A 17,372-nucleotide genomic window follows, 5' to 3' on the forward strand; every position below is an offset into this window, starting at 1 on the left:
TTGCGGCCGATTGCACCTTAGTGGTGCTTGTCTCCACCGCGCAAATAAATTACCCAATATGTCAAACCGACCATTACGCCGCCGCCGATGATGTTCCCCAAGGTGACGGGAATCAGGTTATCGGTAATGAAGTGGCTAACGGTTAAATGTTCAAACTGAGACGGCACCATGCCAATGGCATTCCAGAATTCCGGGGCCGCAAAATTTTTGATAACGATGCCCATAGGAATCATGAACATGTTGGCGATACTGTGCTCAAAGCCGCTGGAAACGAACATGGCGACAGGCAGAATCATGGCAAACATTTTGTCTGTAAGCGTACGGCCTGAATAGCTCATCCACACGGCCAGACAAACCAGCAGGTTGGCCAGAATCCCCAGACACAGCGCTTCAACAAACGTGTGTTCAAGTTTGTGTTCAGCTGTTTGCAGGACGTTAAGACCCCACGCACCGTTTGCGACCATATGCTCTCCCGAGAACCAGATAAGTCCAACGAAGAAAAGCGCGCCAATCAGGTTACCGACATAGACATTTGCCCAGTTACAGGCTAGTTGCTTCCAGGTAATACGTCCACTGGCTTTGGCAATCACGATGAGAACGGTTGAGGTAAACAGGTCCGCACCGCAGACGACTACCAACATGAGGCCAAGGGAGAAACAGATACCACCGATTAATTTCGCGATACCGAAAGGCATCGTCGCGGTTCCCGTGGTGGCCGTAATATAAAAGACGAAGGCGATCGAAATAAACACACCCGCTGTGATCGCTAAATAAAACGTCGTACACGGTTGTTTAGTAGCTTTATAGACTCCGGCATCTTCAGCAACTTTTGCCATCGCAGCCGGGAGTAATAGAGTAAAGGGGTTGTCAGCTTTCACACTAACTCTCTCTTAAAAATTATCAGCGTTGAGATACTAACAAAGCAGTATACGGTAAAAATTGACGTGGATCATATTGCAAGAAATTAACAAGGTGGTGAAGAGGGTTGGATACTGTGTTTTTAAGATTAACTATTTGAATTTTATGATAAAAAAATATTTTAAATTTTGCAAAAAGAGTTGAATGGGATACGTTAAACCTACCGATTTAGCGTTAATAAAAATCACGTTTTGTAGAATTTCAGTACCACCTTATCGATGTAATTTAATTAAAACTTCACCATTCAATAACAATGTTCTGATTATGCATTACGAATAATAAATATTGCCCTTTGGATAATAAAATAGCCCTTTAAAATAAAGGGCTATTTGGCGGTGTTATTTGTACGCGATCGCACTCATCGATATAAGACGCGTGCTGACTGCATCACTCTGGCATTATTTTGCTTGCCAATAACGACGTTTCGCCTGTTGCAGTTTTTCATAGGCTGCCAGCAGCGACTGGTGCGCAGGTAAAGAAGCAAAGGTGTCATCCACGGCAAACAGACCATAGAAGCACGCTTCGCCAGCAACCGCAGCGCTAGCGGCATCGACGGTCTCACTGCCGTACATTTTGGTAAAGGCATCGTAATATTCTGCTGGATCGCGCTCAGGCTCTTGCGCCAGTAACAGCAGCGTTTGCAGGCAACGGTAGTAGTTGCTGCGCTGTGCCGTAAAGACGGAGTCGTTGAAGTCCTGTGTCCACTCTGTCCAGCTTAACGCCTGATCCAGATCGCCGCCGGCCAGTGCCAGCATGGCTTTTAGTTCGCCAACGCGCAGTGTAAACCAGCCGTTATCTTTGCCAGTGGCAATGCCGAGCAGCTCGCGTACGCGGGTGAAGTCATCCAGCCCTTCGTCATCCAACTGTTGCAACAGCGCCAGATAGTCTTCTTGTTCCCATTTGCTGTCAGGTAGCGCCAGCAGCGTGTCACGCAGGTGAGCGCCCATGCTGTTATTGGCTAACAACAGATCGTCGGCAGGGTAGATGTCCGACATTCCCGGCACGATGATACGGCAGGCATAAACGGCCAGATGCTCATAGTCAGCAATGTAGACTTCTTTATCTTCCTGCTTGAAGATCGCCATCAATGTAGCGAATTCTTCTTCCGTCGATCCTTTAAAGCTCCAGTCGACAAATTCATAATCCGCTGTTTTCTTGAACGTATCCCAGGAGATCAGACCGCTGGAATCGATAAAGTGGGTTTCCAGATTGGCGTGCTCGGCCACTTCTTCATCATCAAACGTTGGCGGAGTGAACACGTCCAGATCTTTCAGACCGCGACCTTGCAGCAGTTCGGTCACGGTACGTTCCAACGCCACGCCGAAGTCAGGGTGTGCGCCGAAGGAGGCAAAACAGGTGCCGTTAGCCGGGTTAAACAGCACCACGCAGATGACCGGATATTTCCCGCCCAGTGAGGCATCGTAAGAGAAAATCGGGAAACCTTCTTTTTCCAGCGTTGCAATCGCTTCGACCACGCCTGGGTAGCGGTTCAGCACCTCTTGCGGAATTTCTGGCAGGCTGATGGATTCGGCAATGATGCGGTTCTTGATGCTGCGCTCAAACACTTCAGACAGACCCTGAACGCGGGCTTCGTTGGCGGTGTTACCTGCGGACATCCCGTTAGAAACGTACAGGTTACCGATGATGTTCATCGGAATATAGACAGTTTGCTGATCGGACTGACGGGTAAACGGCAGTGCGCAAATGCCTCTGTCGGCATTGCCAGATTGCAGATCGATCAGATCGCTGGCGCTCAGTTCCTGCTCAGGATCGTAAAACTGGTGCAGACGGGCATCCAGAATACCTTCCGGCAAGGCATCATCTTCTGGAATCGGGAACCATTTTTCATTCGGGTAGTGAACGAAATCGCCGTTAGCGATGTTTTTGCCGAGATAGAAGTCAGCAAAGAAATAGTTGGTGGATAGACGCTCGAAATACTCGCCTAACGCAGAGGCCAGCGCCGCTTTCTTACTGGCACCTTTACCGTTAGTAAAGCAGAGCGGGCAATCGCGGTCTCGAATATGGACAGACCAGACGTTTGGCACCGGGTTCAGCCATGACGCTTCTTCGATGTTAAACCCCAGGTCCTGGAGCTGTTGTTGAAAACGGGCGATGGAATCTTCCAGGGCGGCGTCTTTGCCTGGGATAAACGTTTGAGTCATGGTGTTCACTCTTATCGAGATTAGCGGAAGCGGCATGATACGGATTTTTCTGTTCAGACTCTATTTATTCATAACCGATCGGCAACAGTGAAAAAGAACAGACTGCGTAACGTGCCGTTTTGCATAATGAAAGCGCAATAAGCGTTGCAGCCGCGATTGACGAGTGATAAAACCGATAGCAGGGTAAAAGTAGTGTGGTTATAGCGGTCGTTCAGTTATAACTACTATCTTGTAACAGCGGTATTTTTATAACCGTCAGGTTTATAAAAATGGTATTTGTAACAACGGTGATAAAAAGAGCCGCTATTTTTCAGGTGTGGTGAGGGGAAATGACTCAGATTTTTAATTTTAGCGCCGGTCCAGCAATGCTGCCGGTTGAAGTACTGCGTCGTGCTGAACAGGAATTGTGTAATTGGAATGGCCTGGGCACATCGGTTATGGAAATCAGCCACCGCAGTAAAGAGTTTATGCAGGTTGCCGCTGAATCCGAACAAGATCTGCGTGATTTGCTGAAAATCCCCTCCAACTACAAAGTGCTCTTTTGCCACGGCGGTGCTCGCGCGCAATTCGCCGCAGTGCCGTTAAATCTCTTGGGCGAACGCTCAACGGCTGACTACATCGACGGCGGATATTGGGCACACAGTGCAATCAATGAAGCAGAAAAGTACTGCACGCCTAATGTGATTGACGTGAAAACGCGCGTAGGCGATCTGCGCGGCATTAAGCCGATGCGTGAATGGAAATTGTCTGATGACGCGGCGTTTGTGCATTACTGCCCGAATGAAACCATCGACGGTATTGCGATCGAAGAAGAGCCGGACTTTGGCGATAAAATTGTGGTCGCCGACTATTCTTCCAGCATCCTGTCTCGCCGTATTGATGTAAGCCGTTACGGCGTGATCTATGCTGGTGCGCAGAAAAACATCGGCCCGGCCGGTCTGACGCTGGTTATCGTACGTGAAGATTTGCTGGGCAAAGCGCGCCGTGAACTGCCATCGATTCTGGATTACCAGGTTCTGGCGGACAATGACTCCATGTTTAACACGCCGCCAACGTTTGCCTGGTACCTGTCCGGTATGGTCTTCAAATGGCTGAAAGAGTACGGCGGTCTGGCTGAAATGGAAAAACGTAACCAAGAGAAAGCCGACCTGCTGTATAGCGCGATTGACGGTAACGATTTCTATCGTAATGACGTCGCAGTAGCGAACCGTTCTCGCATGAATGTGCCATTCCTGCTGGCGGACTCTGCGCTGGATAAAGTCTTCCTGGAAGAATCCGTTGCTGCAGGTCTGCACGCGCTGAAAGGCCATCGCGTAGTGGGCGGCATGCGTGCTTCTATCTACAATGCGATGCCGTTGGAAGGCGTGAAAGCGTTGACGGAATTCATGGCTGACTTCGCTCGTCGCCACGGTTGATTAAGACCGCCCCTCGATACATTTTGATCAGCCCCGGGCTCTCCGGGGTTTTTATGTCCACGTTGAAAGAATAGGCTTTACATGCAGGAATCCCTGACGCTACAACCCATCAAACTGATTAACGGTATCCTTAACCTTCCTGGCTCAAAAAGCGTCTCTAACCGTGCGCTGCTGCTGGCGGCCTTGGCTGAAGGAAAGACCCGGCTGACTAACCTGTTAGACAGTGACGATGTCCGCCATATGCTTACCGCTCTAACGGCATTGGGAGTGGACTACCACCTGTCGTCTGACCGGACGGTGTGTGAGATTACGGGGCTGGGTGGTGCGTTTACAGCATCGCAACCGCTGGAACTGTTTCTAGGGAATGCAGGTACCGCGATGCGCCCACTGGCTGCCGCGCTGTGTCTGACCGATGGCAACATTGTGCTGACAGGCGAACCGCGGATGAAAGAGCGCCCGATCGGGCATCTGGTCGATGCACTGCGTCAGGGCGGGGCGAAAATTGACTATCTGGAGCAGGAAAACTACCCACCGCTTCGCCTGCACGGTGGTTTTCAGGGCGGCGAGATCAGCGTAGATGGCAGCGTATCAAGCCAGTTCCTGACCGCGCTGTTGATGACCGCGCCTTTGGCCGCGCAGGATACGCACATCAGCATTCAGGGCGATCTGGTTTCCAAACCGTATATCGATATCACGCTGCATATGATGAAAGCGTTTGGTATTGAAGTGCGTCATGAAAACTATCAACGCTTCTTCGTGGCGGGTCGCCAGCAGTATCGTTCACCGGGTGATTATCTGGTGGAGGGCGATGCGTCATCGGCTTCTTATTTCCTGGCGGCGGCGGCGATTAAAGGCGGTGTTGTGCGTGTGACCGGCGTAGGCCGTAATAGCGTACAGGGCGACATTCGTTTTGCTGATGTGCTGGAAAAAATGGGTGCAATTGTGCGCTGGGGTGAGGATTATATTGAATGCGAACGCGGTGAACTGCACGCGATCGACATGGATATGAATCACATTCCTGATGCTGCGATGACTATCGCGACGGCGGCGCTTTTCGCTCAAGGTGGCACCACTACGCTACGTAATATCTACAACTGGCGCGTGAAAGAAACCGATCGTCTGGCGGCAATGGCGATTGAACTGCGTAAAGTTGGCGCGGAAGTGGAAGAGGGTAATGACTACATTCGCATTACGCCGCCGACCAAGCTGAAAGTGGCAGAAATCGGTACCTACAACGATCACCGTATGGCGATGTGTTTCTCGCTGGTTGCGCTATCGGATACGCCAGTTACGATTCTGGATCCGAAATGTACGGCTAAAACCTTCCCTGACTACTTTGAGCAACTGGCACGCCTCAGCGAGCTGGCTTGATTCTTCTCTAAGGCACGGTTTCCGTGCCTTTTTCCTTTATCGATTTTTCCCGAGTTACGCTCAGCTTTTCTTCTGAAATTGCGTACCGCGTTCAGAGAATGCCTTATTTTTCCCGCCATTCCGGCATTGGGGTAACCTTTCTCTGTATTGATGCGTATAATGAGGCTCCGTGATGCCATAAAACGGCATAAGCGGAACTTCCCAGTATTAAAGGAGAGAGAAATGACGGTGATGGCACCGGTAATTACGGTTGACGGACCGAGCGGCGCAGGCAAAGGTACTTTGTGTAAGGCATTGGCTGAAGCTTTACAATGGAACCTGCTGGACTCGGGGGCTATCTATCGTGTTTTGGCTCTGGCGGCATTGCACCACCATGTGGATATCGGTTCGGAAGACGCGCTGGTTCCGCTAGCCTCTCATCTTGATGTGCGCTTTGTTGCTGAAGACGGGCAGCTGAAAGTCATCCTGGAAGGTGAAGACGTTAGCCATGAAATTCGTACTGAAGCGGTAGGCAATACGGCGTCTCAGGCCGCGGCTTTCCCTCGCGTTCGTGAAGCATTATTACGTCGGCAGCGCGCATTCCGCGAGGCTCCGGGGTTGATTGCTGATGGCCGAGACATGGGAACGGTAGTCTTTCCTGATGCGCCAGTGAAGATTTTTTTGGATGCCAGTGCGGAAGAACGTGCACAACGTCGCATGCTACAGTTGCAGGGGAAGGGCTTTAATGTTAACTTTGAACGTCTTTTGTCTGAGATAAAGGAACGGGATGAGCGCGATCGCAGCCGCCCCGTTGCCCCGTTAGTGCCTGCTGCCGATGCGTTGGTGCTGGATTCAACGGAAATGACAATCGATGAAGTGATAGCGCGCGCGTTGGCTTATGCCCGCGAAATTTTAGCGTAATCACAGAAAACTGAATTTTTACCTCGCTGTAAGGATGCACAGCGGGGCATGTTAAACAACCCCATCGAGCAGGATGCCAGATGGACGTTAAATTGAAACCCTTAAGATTATCAAACATGACTGAATCTTTTGCTCAACTCTTTGAAGAATCCCTGAAAGAAATCGAAACCCGTCCTGGTTCCATCGTACGTGGTGTTGTTGTTGCTATTGATAAAGATGTCGTACTGGTTGACGCCGGTCTGAAATCTGAATCTGCCATTCCGGTAGAGCAATTCAAGAACGCACAGGGCGAACTGGAAATTCAGGTTGGTGATGAAGTTGACGTTGCTCTGGACGCTATCGAAGATGGCTTCGGTGAAACGCTGCTTTCTCGCGAAAAAGCTAAACGTCATGAAGCATGGCTGACGCTGGAAAAAGCCTACGAAGAAGCTGCAACTGTTACCGGTATTATCAACGGTAAAGTTAAAGGCGGTTTCACTGTTGAGCTGAACGGCATTCGTGCGTTCCTGCCAGGTTCTCTGGTAGACGTTCGTCCGGTTCGCGATACGCTGCATCTGGAAGGCAAAGAGCTTGAGTTCAAAGTTATCAAGCTGGATCAGAAACGCAACAACGTTGTTGTTTCCCGCCGTGCAGTTATCGAATCTGAAAACAGCGCTGAGCGCGATCAACTGCTGGAAAACCTGCAGGAAGGCATGGAAGTTAAAGGTATCGTTAAGAACCTTACTGACTACGGTGCATTCGTTGATCTGGGCGGCGTTGATGGCCTGCTGCACATCACTGATATGGCTTGGAAACGTGTTAAACACCCAAGCGAAATCGTCAATGTGGGCGACGAAATCACTGTTAAAGTGCTGAAGTTCGACCGCGAGCGTACTCGTGTGTCTCTGGGTCTGAAACAGCTGGGCGAAGATCCATGGGTCGCTATCGCTAAGCGTTACCCAGAAAGCACTCGTCTGACTGGCCGCGTGACCAACCTGACTGACTACGGCTGCTTCGTTGAAATCGAAGAAGGCGTTGAAGGTCTGGTACACGTTTCTGAAATGGATTGGACCAACAAAAACATCCACCCATCCAAAGTTGTTAACGTTGGTGATGTAGTGGAAGTAATGGTTCTGGACATCGACGAAGAACGTCGTCGTATCTCTCTGGGCCTGAAACAGTGTAAATCCAACCCATGGCAGCTGTTCGCAGAAACCCACAACAAGGGCGACCGCGTTGAAGGTAAAATCAAGTCTATCACTGACTTTGGTATCTTTATCGGTCTGGATGGCGGCATCGACGGTCTGGTGCACCTGTCCGACATCTCCTGGAACGTGGCTGGCGAAGAAGCCGTTCGCGAATTCAAGAAAGGTGATGAAATCGCCGCTGTTGTTCTGCAGGTTGACGCAGAGCGCGAGCGTATCTCCCTGGGCGTGAAACAACTGGCTGAAGACCCGTTCAATAACTACCTGTCTGTTAACAAGAAAGGTGCTATTGTTACTGGTAAAGTTACAGCAGTTGACGCCAAAGGTGCTACAGTTGAATTAGCAGACGGTGTTGAAGGCTATCTGCGTGCTTCTGACGCTTCACGTGACCGTGTTGAAGATGCAACTCTGGTACTGAGCGTTGGCGACAGCGTTGAAGCGAAATACACTGGTGTTGATCGTAAAAACCGCGTTGTTAGCCTGTCTGTTCGTGCGAAAGACGAAGCTGACGAGAAAGATGCAATCGCAACTGTTAACAACAAGCCGGAAGAAAACAATTTCTCCAGCGCGATGGCAGAAGCGTTCAAGGCAGCTAAAGGCGAGTAATCACTACGGTGGAATGAGCAACGTAAGTTGCTCATTCTTGTAACGGTAGTCAGTTATCCTGGTTATTGATAACCGCACTTGGAGGAGCTATGACCAAGTCTGAACTTATTGAAAGGCTTGCTGGACAGCAATCTCATATCCCAGCCAAAGTGGTTGAGGATGCAGTGAAAGAAATGCTCGAACAAATGGCTTCTACGCTAGCCGAAGGCGACCGTATTGAAATCCGTGGGTTTGGCAGTTTTTCACTTCACTACCGTGCACCTCGTGTAGGTCGTAATCCGAAAACGGGTGACAAAGTTGAGTTGGAAGGTAAGTACGTCCCTCACTTTAAACCGGGTAAGGAACTCCGCGACCGCGCTAATATTTACGGCTAATCGTTAGTCTTAAATACCAGCCTTATAAAAGCACCCATCTCGGGTGCTTTTTTACATTTATGGCCTCTTTTCCTCTCCAAACTTCCTCACGATTGACGATTAGGTCTGATTATTTATCAGGGGGCGATCTCACGTAATACACTTTCCTTTTTGCCCTTCACGCTGCTAAGTGATCGCCAGCACACGAAATATGAATTTTTTGATTTTCAACTGCTTGGACGTTGAAGTTTCTAATGTTATTGCCTATTTTTTATTCGGTACATTAACATTTCTAATGCGTTACCTCTAAATAAGGAAAGTGTATGAGTGAAGCGTGTAGTCATTCTGGCAGCATAAGCTGTTCCTGCTGTAGCCCTCTGTGGAAATCGTTTCTTCCCGATACCCCTATCGATGTCCCAGAAAGTGAGAACAGTCTGTTCATCGAAACGAAGTTATTCCGTTCCGCGCTAAATAAGGATGGTAGCCCTGGAAAAGCGATTCTGACATTGGAGGATGGGCAAGAGGTTGCGGTTGAAGCCATGGGCATTCATGGTGGACGGGTTGTGGCGACGGGTTCATATCAAGACGTGAAGGCCAAAATGCCGAAAAACACCTCGGAACATCAACTCTCAGGTAAACAAACACTGTTGCCGGGGCTGATCGAGCCGCATGTGCACATCATTAATACTGCGTTGGTTTCTGCTATCGGCCATGATGTTAGCCCGTTTGATAAACAGAGATTACGCAAAAATTATAATAAGAACTGGGTGACATCCGATCTTAAGGCTAAGGCGAAACCGGATAAAAAAAAGGAATGGCTTATTGGATTTGGTGCCGATCCCTCATTATTTATTGACGGAGATAAGGGATTTGATGCGTGATGATCTCGATCACATCACGAATACACAACCGGTGTTCGTCATCAATGCTTCAATGCACCTGGCCTATATCAATCATACGGCGATTAAGTGTGTTAGAGACTATTATGCAGATAAAAAACTCCCTATTCCGCCGATTAATGAAGATGGCATCCTTAAAGAAATAGAAGGTATACAGCCCGTCGTGAATGTCATTGTTAATAGTTACCCCAAAGCGGAATTGGCGGTAAAGCTCATTGCGGCGGTCAGCAAGCTGTTTGGTGTGGCGAGTCAGCGCGGCGTAACTTATATGCTCGATGCTGGCGTTGAACCCAAAGGGGCTCAGCCGGGCTTCGATCAAGTTAACTTTCTGGACAAATGGGCGCATCTGCCGATCTGTCCGGTGCGGATAGGTGGGGCGCTGATCGTTACGAGTAATGACGATTTCGATAATAAAGTGGTGGACCATTACTCTCCAGGCTATGGAGATGAATATTTTCATTTGCCGTATATCAAGATTATTTCAGATGGTTCAAACCAAGGGCTTACGGGGTATCAATCCACGCCGTACTGCTGTGATAACCACTATCAAAAAACGCCGAGTGAGAAAAATGTCGGTGCCTTTAACTTTGCTCCGCCAACTGAGATCGATAGGCTGGTAGGTAGCGTTGTGCAGCATGAATGGCCGTTGATGATTCATACGAATGGCGACGAAGCCATTAGGCTGACGTTAGAATCATTTAAAGAGGCTGGTGTGACATCGGCTACCTATGAACAGCGCCGCGATCGTCTGGAACATGCATCCCTGCTGACTGATGACAATCTGTCTGAAATGAAGCAACGTGGTATTTCTCCCAGTTTCTTAATTGGTCATGTGGGATATTGGGGCTGGGCGTTTCAGCAAACCATATTGGGAGAGGAGCGGGCTGATCACCTTGACCGCTGCCAGTCCGCTCTTAATAACGAGATGAGGATTACACTACACAGCGATAACTGTGTTACGCCGCTTGGCCCGCTGCGTATGATGGAACAAGCCATTTCTCGCGTAATGGAAGGTGCACCTCAGGATGCTCCTTCAGCCGTGCTGAATGTTCATGAACGGATTTCTCGTTTTGCCGCGCTTAAAGCCGCGACCTATGATGCAGCCTGGCAGTGTCATGCGGAGCAATGGGTTGGTTCGCTGGTTGCAGGTAAATGTGCGGACTTTGTTATTCTGGCGGATTCTCCTCTGACCTATGACTCAGCAGATAAGAATAACCCAGTTAAAGATATGCGTGATATTCCGGTTCTGGAAACCTGGAAAGGCGGGCGTAAGGTACATTCAGGTGACGTTTATTCCTAACGCCGTAATATCGCAGTGATAAAGCCCGCGTTATCAACGACTGATAACGCGGGAACAGGTTTACTTATTGTGACGCGCTTTCAGGCGATTAATGATGGTCGCCAGATCTAAATCCTGATCCTGCAACAGCACCAGCAGGTGGTACATTAAATCTGCGGCTTCGTTGGTCAGTTCTTCACGGTCATGCACCGTGGCTGCTAATGCCGCTTCCAATCCTTCCTCACCGACTTTCTGCGCAATGCGCTTGGTGCCGCTGGCATACAGACGTGCAGTGTAAGAACTATCCGGGTTAGCATGCTTACGCTCGGCCAGCAGTTGCTCTAACTGATAGAGGAACGTCCAGTCGCTGGCTGCAGGTGAGAAACAGCTGCTGGTGCCAAGGTGACAGGTTGGGCCGATAGGATTAACCAGAATCAGCAGCGTGTCGTTATCGCAGTCTGGCGTGATAGAGACGACATTCAGGAAATGGCCGGAAGATTCGCCTTTCGTCCACAACCGCTGCTTGGTACGCGAGAAAAACGTGACCTTTCCGCTGGCTTCCGTGGCCTGCAAGGCATCCTGGTTCATGTAGCCCAGCATTAACACTTCACCGGACACCGCATGTTGCACGACAACTGGCAGCATGCCGTCTGTTTTTTCCCAATCGAGTTGGTTTCGTTGTTCGTCGTTTAGAAAAACTGCTTCGCTTAACACACTCGAATCTCCACACCCTGTTGCTTAAGATATTGTTTCAGTTCGCCAATATTAATAATTTGCTTGTGAAACACCGATGCGGCCAGCGCGCCATCAACGTGGGCGGTTTGGAACGCATCCAGAAAATGCTCCATGGTGCCTGCGCCGCCGGAAGCGATAAGCGGGACATGGCAGACATCACGCACCAAATTTAACTGGTGTAAATCGTAGCCGTTGCGCACGCCGTCCTGATTCATCATGTTCAGGACAATCTCACCCGCACCGCGTTTTTGCACTTCTTCTACCCAATCCAGCGTTTCCCAGGTCGTGACTTTGGTGCGCGCTTCATCGCCGGTGTACTGATTGACATGGTAGCGGCCCGTCGCCGCATCGTGCCAGGTATCAATCCCGACGACGATGCACTGCACGCCATAACGATCGGCCAGGCGAGTAATCAACTCAGGGTCGGCCAGCGCCGGTGAGTTGATGGAAATTTTATCCGCGCCGAAAGAGAGGATTTGACCCGCTTCTTCCACGCTTTTAATGCCGCCCGCCACGCAGAAAGGAATATCAATCACTTCCGCGACACGGGATACCCAGCTTTTATCGACCACACGGCCGTCGGAAGAGGCGGTGATATCATAAAAAACCAACTCATCTGCACCTTCCTGCGCGTAGCGCTGCGCCAGCGGCACGATGTCACCGATGATTTCGTGGTTGCGGAACTGTACGCCTTTGACGACCTGACCGTTACGCACGTCCAGACAGGGGATTATCCGTTTTGCCAGCATGAAATAGCCTCCGCGACGTTAAATTTACCTTCTAGCAGCGCACGACCAACGATAACTCCTTGCACACCGCTACCGCGCAAATTGGCGATATCTTCCAGGTTGCCGATGCCGCCGGATGCCTGAAAGGCGATCTGCGGGTAGCGCTGGCTGATTTCACGATAGAGCTCGACGTTGGAACCGCTCAGCGTACCGTCACGGGAAATGTCGGTGCACAGTACATGTTTCAGACCGAACGGCAGATATTGTTCGACGACTTGCTCAAGCGTGGCGTCTGAATTTTCCTGCCAGCCGCTGATGGCGACGAACTTTGTGCCGTTGGCGTCGATACGCACGTCCAGCGCCAACACCAGCGCTTCTGCGCCGTAGCGGGTGAACCATTGCTGAACGAGTTCTGGCTGTTTAACTGCGGTGGAGCCGATAACGACACGGCTGGCACCGGCTTTTAATAACGCTTCCACGTCCTGTTCGGTGCGGATACCGCCGCCGATTTGAACCGGTACGCTAACGCCTGCCAACAGCGTGGTTAACAAGGGGATCTGGCGGGCAGAAGGATCTTTTGCACCGGTCAAATCCACCAAATGCAGCACGCCTGCGCCTTGCTGCTGGTAATCCTGTAAACGAGGAAGCGGATCGCTGCCGTACTGGCGCTGTTGGCCATAATCACCCTGATGCAGACGGACAACCTGTCCATCAATCAGATCTAATGCGGGAATAATCATGACGTTCTACATCTCCAGAAAGTTTTTCAGCAACTGCGCGCCCGCAGCACCCGAACGCTCAGGGTGGAACTGCACGCCAAAGAAGTTATCTTTTTCCAGCGCGGCGGTGAAGGCTTCGCCATAGTTGGCTTGTGCAATCGTGTTTTCGCAGACCGGCATGGCATAGCTGTGAACGAAATAGAAATAGGCACCGTCATCGATATCGCGGAACAAACGATGTCCGGCCTTCGGAATGACCTGATTCCAGCCCATATGCGGCAGTGGTAAACCGTGGTCAACCATCTTTTTCACTGGTGTATCGACAATCCCCAACGTGGGGATACCACCGTTTTCGTCGCTGTTTGTGCCCAGCAACTGCATGCCGAGGCAAATGCCGAGAACGGGCTGGGTACAGGCCTTGATCAACGCAATCAGGTCGCGTTCTTCCAGTTGATTCATCGCGGCCTGCGCGGTGCCAACACCCGGTAGAAACAGCTTGTCCGCTTGCAGGACAATCTCGGCCTCACGGCTCACCACGGGCGTATACCCCAGCCGCTGCACGGCGTAGGTCACCGAAGAGAGGTTAGCGCAGCCGGTATCAAGAATGACGACCTTCATCAGAGCACCCCTTTCGAGCTCGGCAGCGTATCACCCTCGACGCGAATGGCCTGACGCAGCGTGCGTCCGAAGACTTTAAACAGGCTTTCCACACGGTGATGATCGTTACGTCCCTTGGTTTTCAGGTGCAGCGTACAGGCCATGGAATAAGACAGCGAGCGGAAGAAGTGTTCGACCATTTCCGTACTCAGATCGCCGACGCGCTGGTAGCTGAATTCTGCTTTATATTCCAGATGCGGACGCCCGGAAATATCCAGCGCACAGCGTGCCAGACACTCATCCATCGGCAGGACGAAGCCAAAACGGCCAATGCCGCGTTTGTCGCCCAGCGCTTTATTCAGGGCTTCGCCCAGCGCCAGACCGGTATCTTCTACCGTGTGGTGATCGTCGATATACAGGTCGCCTTTCACTTCAATGTTCATGCGGAACCCGCCGTGGGTGGCGATTTGATCCAGCATGTGATCGAAGAAACCGACGCCAGTGTTGATTTTGCTGCCGCCTTCCTGATCCAGCCAGACGTTCACATCAATCGCCGTTTCACGCGTGACGCGGTTGACGTGCGCATGACGGTCACGTTTGGTCAGTTGGTTGGTAATGGCTTGCCAGTTCAGTCCACCACGTTGGTAAAGCAGGCCGGTTATGCCCATATTCTGTGCCAGTTGAATATCTGTCTGGCGGTCGCCGATGACGTAGCTATTCGCCACATCCATCAGGCCACTATTCAAATAGGCCGTGACCAGTTCAGTCTTGGGCTTGCGGCAGGTGCAGTTATCCGCTGGCAAATGCGGGCAAATCAGCACGTGCTCAAAATTGATGCCCTGCGATGTCAGAATCTGCATCATCAGGTTGTGCGGTGGATCGAAGGTTTCCTGCGGAAAACTATCGGTTCCCAGTCCATCCTGATTGGTGATCATCACCAGCGTATAGCCCGCTTTTTGCAGCGCCAGCAGTGAGGGGATGACATCTGGTTCCAGCGCCAGTTTATCCAGACGGTCAACCTGAAAATCCTCAGGCGGTTCAGCAATCAATGTTCCGTCACGGTCGATAAAGAGGTATTTCTGGCCCACGTGAGCTCCTTAAAATTAAGCGTTGATGCCCGGCAATGATTGTAATGCAGCGACAACGCGTTCACATTCGTAGCGGTTGCCGATAGTAATGCGCAAACAGCCTGCGAGGCTCGGTTGCTTATTTTGGTCACGCAGAATAATGCCTTGATCCCACAGCGTTTTAAATACAGAAGGAGAGGCGGTAAAGCGCACCAGCAAATAGTTACTCTCGCTGGGGAAGATTTCTTCAATGCAGGGAATGTCTTTTAAGGCATCGCTCAACCAGCGGCGAGCGGAGGTAATTTCCTCAACATTCGCCTTCATTTTGGCGATCCCTTCGTGACTCAGCGCCTGCGCGGCGATATCTGCCACCGGGGTAGACAGCGGATAAGGGGCAATCACCTTCAGCAGAAGCTGAATCACTTCAGGGTTTGCCAGCGTGAAGCCACAGCGCAATCCAGCGAGTGAAAAGGCTTTGGACAAGGTACGCAGAATCACCAAATGAGGAAACTCGGCCAGCCAGACTGATGTGGTCGCCTGCGGACAGAATTCAATATAGGCTTCATCGATAACGACCAGTGCTTTGCCCTGAGCCAGCGTGAGCAACTGGCGTAAATCTTCCCGTGCAATCAGATTACCGGTCGGGTTGTTCGGGCTGCACACGTAAATGACCTTCGTGCCATCCAGCTGCGCTTCAATCGCGTCGAGATCCAACTGCCAGTCTGCTTTACTGGCCACGGTGCGACGTTCCACGCCAAACGTCTCGGCGCTGACGGCGTACATGCCGTAGGTTGGTGGACAGAACAGGATGGCATCTTTCCCCGGTTCGCAGAACGCGCGGATCAGCAGCTCGATTACCTTCGTCGGCACCGCGGCTGACCAGAACCTGCTCCGGCGTTACGCCAGCATATTCAGCGTAACGGTTGATCACGGTGACCGGCTGACATTCCGGGTAGCGGTTCAGCGTTTGCCGCGTTAACTGAAATTCTGGTGCTTCAGGGTATTCATTGGCATTCAACCAGACATCGCCGTTACCGCCCAGACGACGGGCAGATTGGTATGGGGTCAACGCACGGACGTTGGCGCGTGCCAGTTCTTCAATGCTGCTCATGCTTGCTCCTTCAGTGCTGCAACACGCAGGGTAACGGCGTTTTTGTGGGCGGTCAGCTGTTCGGCCTGTGCCAATATTTCTATGGTCGGTGCCAGTTGCAGTAACCCCTGCGGCGTGAGCTGCTGTACGGTCATGCGCTTCTGGAAATCGGCTAAACCCAGGCTCGAATAGGTCGAGGTATAGCCATAGGTCGGCAGAACGTGATTTGTACCGGAGGCGTAGTCGCCAGCGGATTCTGGCGACCAGTCGCCAAGGAAGACTGAACCCGCGCTGGTGATGCTATCAACCAGTGATTCGGCGCCGCGCGTCTGGATGATCAGGTGCTCTGGGCCATATTGATTACTGATTTCAACGCACTGCGCTAAATCACGCGCGACGATGACGCGGCTGCTGGCAAGCGCCTGACGCGCGATGTCCGCACGGGACAGCTGCGTGAGCTGCTCTTCAACGGCGTCCGCCACGGCTTTGGCCATTGCAGCGTCTGGCGTGAGCAGAATGACCTGGGAATCCGGGCCGTGCTCTGCCTGTGACAACAAGTCGGAGGCGACAAACGCGGGCGTCGCACCGCTGTCGGCGATCACCAGAACTTCGGATGGGCCGGCTGGCATATCAATGGCTGCGCCATCAAGTTGCTGACTGACCTGACGCTTAGCTTCCGTGACGTACGCGTTGCCGGGGCCAAAAATTTTATCCACTTTCGGCACGCTCTCGGTGCCAAATGCCATCGCAGCAATCGCTTGCGCGCCACCGAGCTGAAAGACTTCTTTAATGCCGCACAGCTGGGCGGCATACAGGATTTCATCGGCAATCGGCGGCGGCGAGCACAGCACCACGCGACCACAGCCAGCGATGCGCGAAGGCGTTCCCAGCATCAGCACGGTTGACGGCAGCGGGGCAGAGCCCCCGGGAATATACAGCCCGACGGTCGCGATAGGGCGGGTGAGCTGCTGGCAGCGTACGCCCGGCTGCGTTTCGATATCGACAATCGGCAGTTTTTGCGCGTTGTGGAATGTCTCGATATTACGCACGGCGATCGCCATCGCCTGTTTTACGTCATCACCCAGACGGGCGGAGGCGGCGGCGATCTCAGCCTCGGTGACGCGAATCGCATTCACCTGAACCTTATCGAACTGCGCGCTGTAGTCGCGTAACGCGCTATCACCGCGGCTTTTCACGTTTGCCAGAATATCGCTCACGATGGCGGTAATGCGGTCTGACGCAGAAATGGCCGGACGAGTCAGTAGCTGACGCTGCTCTTCTGCGGAACAGCGCTGCCAGTCAACGAGCGTGCTGAAACTGCCGGTGCTGTTGGTGTTATCAGCCATCGT

General features: G+C 51.7%; 15 protein-coding genes and 1 pseudogene. 7 read left to right on the forward strand and 9 right to left on the reverse strand.

The window, feature by feature from the left end; all coding sequences use genetic code 11:
• Positions 1-17: 17 nt before the first annotated feature.
• Positions 18-878: a formate transporter FocA gene (focA, locus tag HP572_RS06655; protein WP_039481374.1), complete on the reverse strand. Its 861-nt coding sequence runs from the start codon at positions 876-878 to the stop codon at positions 18-20.
• Positions 879-1,316: 438 nt separating this feature from the next.
• A complete protein-coding gene (gene ycaO, locus HP572_RS06660; RefSeq protein WP_240585140.1) occupies positions 1,317-3,080 on the reverse strand; it encodes a 30S ribosomal protein S12 methylthiotransferase accessory factor YcaO in 1,764 nt (587 codons plus the stop codon).
• A 329-nt stretch (positions 3,081-3,409) separates the two neighbouring features.
• Between ycaO and serC the strand changes: the two genes are divergently transcribed.
• From serC to HP572_RS06695, 7 genes are all read left to right on the forward strand, one after another.
• Positions 3,410-4,495 (forward strand): 3-phosphoserine/phosphohydroxythreonine transaminase, encoded by a 1,086-nt coding sequence (gene serC / locus HP572_RS06665; protein ID WP_039472681.1) that lies wholly within the window; start codon positions 3,410-3,412, stop codon positions 4,493-4,495.
• An 81-nt stretch (positions 4,496-4,576) separates the two neighbouring features.
• Entirely contained in the window at positions 4,577-5,866 is a 1,290-nt protein-coding gene (aroA, locus tag HP572_RS06670) for a 3-phosphoshikimate 1-carboxyvinyltransferase (protein WP_240585141.1), read from the forward strand.
• 222 nt (positions 5,867-6,088) lie between these two features.
• Positions 6,089-6,766 carry a (d)CMP kinase gene (gene cmk / locus HP572_RS06675; RefSeq protein ID WP_010277170.1) on the forward strand — a complete coding sequence of 226 codons (678 nt, stop codon included), beginning with the start codon at positions 6,089-6,091 and terminating at the stop codon, positions 6,764-6,766.
• A 116-nt stretch (positions 6,767-6,882) separates the two neighbouring features.
• On the forward strand, positions 6,883-8,556 hold the full coding sequence (gene rpsA / locus HP572_RS06680; protein WP_010277167.1) for a 30S ribosomal protein S1: 1,674 nt from the start codon (positions 6,883-6,885) through the stop codon (positions 8,554-8,556).
• Positions 8,557-8,645: 89 nt separating this feature from the next.
• Positions 8,646-8,930 carry an integration host factor subunit beta gene (gene ihfB / locus HP572_RS06685; RefSeq protein ID WP_005967571.1) on the forward strand — a complete coding sequence of 95 codons (285 nt, stop codon included), beginning with the start codon at positions 8,646-8,648 and terminating at the stop codon, positions 8,928-8,930.
• A gap of 302 nt (positions 8,931-9,232) precedes the next feature.
• Entirely contained in the window at positions 9,233-9,790 is a 558-nt protein-coding gene (locus HP572_RS06690; RefSeq protein WP_240585142.1) for a hypothetical protein, read from the forward strand.
• Positions 9,741-11,108, forward strand: coding sequence for an amidohydrolase (locus HP572_RS06695; RefSeq protein WP_240585709.1), 1,368 nt, complete (start codon positions 9,741-9,743; stop codon positions 11,106-11,108). The genes HP572_RS06690 and HP572_RS06695 overlap by 50 nt, the downstream gene beginning before the upstream one ends.
• Positions 11,109-11,168: 60 nt before the next feature.
• Here HP572_RS06695 and hisIE read toward each other — a convergent pair whose 3' ends face one another.
• The 7 genes and pseudogenes from hisIE to hisD form a co-directional block, all read right to left on the reverse strand.
• Complete coding sequence (gene hisIE / locus HP572_RS06700; protein WP_240585710.1) at positions 11,169-11,732, reverse strand: bifunctional phosphoribosyl-AMP cyclohydrolase/phosphoribosyl-ATP diphosphatase HisIE; 564 nt, start codon at positions 11,730-11,732, stop codon at positions 11,169-11,171.
• A gap of 62 nt (positions 11,733-11,794) precedes the next feature.
• Positions 11,795-12,571: an imidazole glycerol phosphate synthase subunit HisF gene (gene hisF / locus HP572_RS06705; protein ID WP_010277156.1), complete on the reverse strand. Its 777-nt coding sequence runs from the start codon at positions 12,569-12,571 to the stop codon at positions 11,795-11,797.
• The gene (hisA, locus tag HP572_RS06710) at positions 12,553-13,290 is read right to left on the reverse strand and encodes a 1-(5-phosphoribosyl)-5-[(5-phosphoribosylamino)methylideneamino]imidazole-4-carboxamide isomerase (protein ID WP_127156802.1); all 738 of its coding nucleotides are present in this window, start codon (positions 13,288-13,290) and stop codon (positions 12,553-12,555) included. The genes hisF and hisA overlap by 19 nt, the downstream gene beginning before the upstream one ends.
• A gap of 6 nt (positions 13,291-13,296) precedes the next feature.
• Entirely contained in the window at positions 13,297-13,887 is a 591-nt protein-coding gene (gene hisH / locus HP572_RS06715; protein ID WP_014915086.1) for an imidazole glycerol phosphate synthase subunit HisH, read from the reverse strand.
• Positions 13,887-14,954 carry a bifunctional histidinol-phosphatase/imidazoleglycerol-phosphate dehydratase HisB gene (gene hisB / locus HP572_RS06720; protein ID WP_205550824.1) on the reverse strand — a complete coding sequence of 356 codons (1,068 nt, stop codon included), beginning with the start codon at positions 14,952-14,954 and terminating at the stop codon, positions 13,887-13,889. Before hisB ends, hisH begins: the two co-directional genes overlap by 1 nt.
• Positions 14,955-14,969: 15 nt before the next feature.
• Positions 14,970-16,044, reverse strand: a pseudogene (gene hisC, locus HP572_RS06725) (histidinol-phosphate transaminase).
• The gene (gene hisD / locus HP572_RS06730; protein ID WP_240585143.1) at positions 16,041-17,369 is read right to left on the reverse strand and encodes a histidinol dehydrogenase; all 1,329 of its coding nucleotides are present in this window, start codon (positions 17,367-17,369) and stop codon (positions 16,041-16,043) included. Before hisD ends, hisC begins: the two are co-directional and overlap by 4 nt.
• Positions 17,370-17,372: the final 3 nt, after the last annotated feature.

The organism is Pectobacterium sp. PL64 (genome assembly GCF_022477975.1).
GTDB lineage: Bacteria > Pseudomonadota > Gammaproteobacteria > Enterobacterales > Enterobacteriaceae > Pectobacterium > Pectobacterium jejuense.

Excerpts from the sequence above, each read along its gene's own strand:
- ycaO (WP_240585140.1), bottom strand. The coding sequence starts at position 3,080 with ATGACTCAAACGTTTATCCCAGGCAAAGACGCCGCCCTGGAAGATTCC.
- serC (WP_039472681.1), top strand. The coding sequence starts at position 3,410 with ATGACTCAGATTTTTAATTTTAGCGCCGGTCCAGCAATGCTGCCGGTT.
- aroA (WP_240585141.1), top strand. The coding sequence starts at position 4,577 with ATGCAGGAATCCCTGACGCTACAACCCATCAAACTGATTAACGGTATC.
- cmk (WP_010277170.1), top strand. The coding sequence starts at position 6,089 with ATGACGGTGATGGCACCGGTAATTACGGTTGACGGACCGAGCGGCGCA.
- rpsA (WP_010277167.1), top strand. The coding sequence starts at position 6,883 with ATGACTGAATCTTTTGCTCAACTCTTTGAAGAATCCCTGAAAGAAATC.
- ihfB (WP_005967571.1), top strand. The coding sequence starts at position 8,646 with ATGACCAAGTCTGAACTTATTGAAAGGCTTGCTGGACAGCAATCTCAT.
- HP572_RS06690 (WP_240585142.1), top strand. The coding sequence starts at position 9,233 with ATGAGTGAAGCGTGTAGTCATTCTGGCAGCATAAGCTGTTCCTGCTGT.
- hisIE (WP_240585710.1), bottom strand. The coding sequence starts at position 11,732 with ATGCTGCCAGTTGTCGTGCAACATGCGGTGTCCGGTGAAGTGTTAATG.
- hisF (WP_010277156.1), bottom strand. The coding sequence starts at position 12,571 with ATGCTGGCAAAACGGATAATCCCCTGTCTGGACGTGCGTAACGGTCAG.
- hisA (WP_127156802.1), bottom strand. The coding sequence starts at position 13,290 with ATGATTATTCCCGCATTAGATCTGATTGATGGACAGGTTGTCCGTCTG.
- hisH (WP_014915086.1), bottom strand. The coding sequence starts at position 13,887 with ATGAAGGTCGTCATTCTTGATACCGGCTGCGCTAACCTCTCTTCGGTG.
- hisD (WP_240585143.1), bottom strand. The coding sequence starts at position 17,369 with ATGGCTGATAACACCAACAGCACCGGCAGTTTCAGCACGCTCGTTGAC.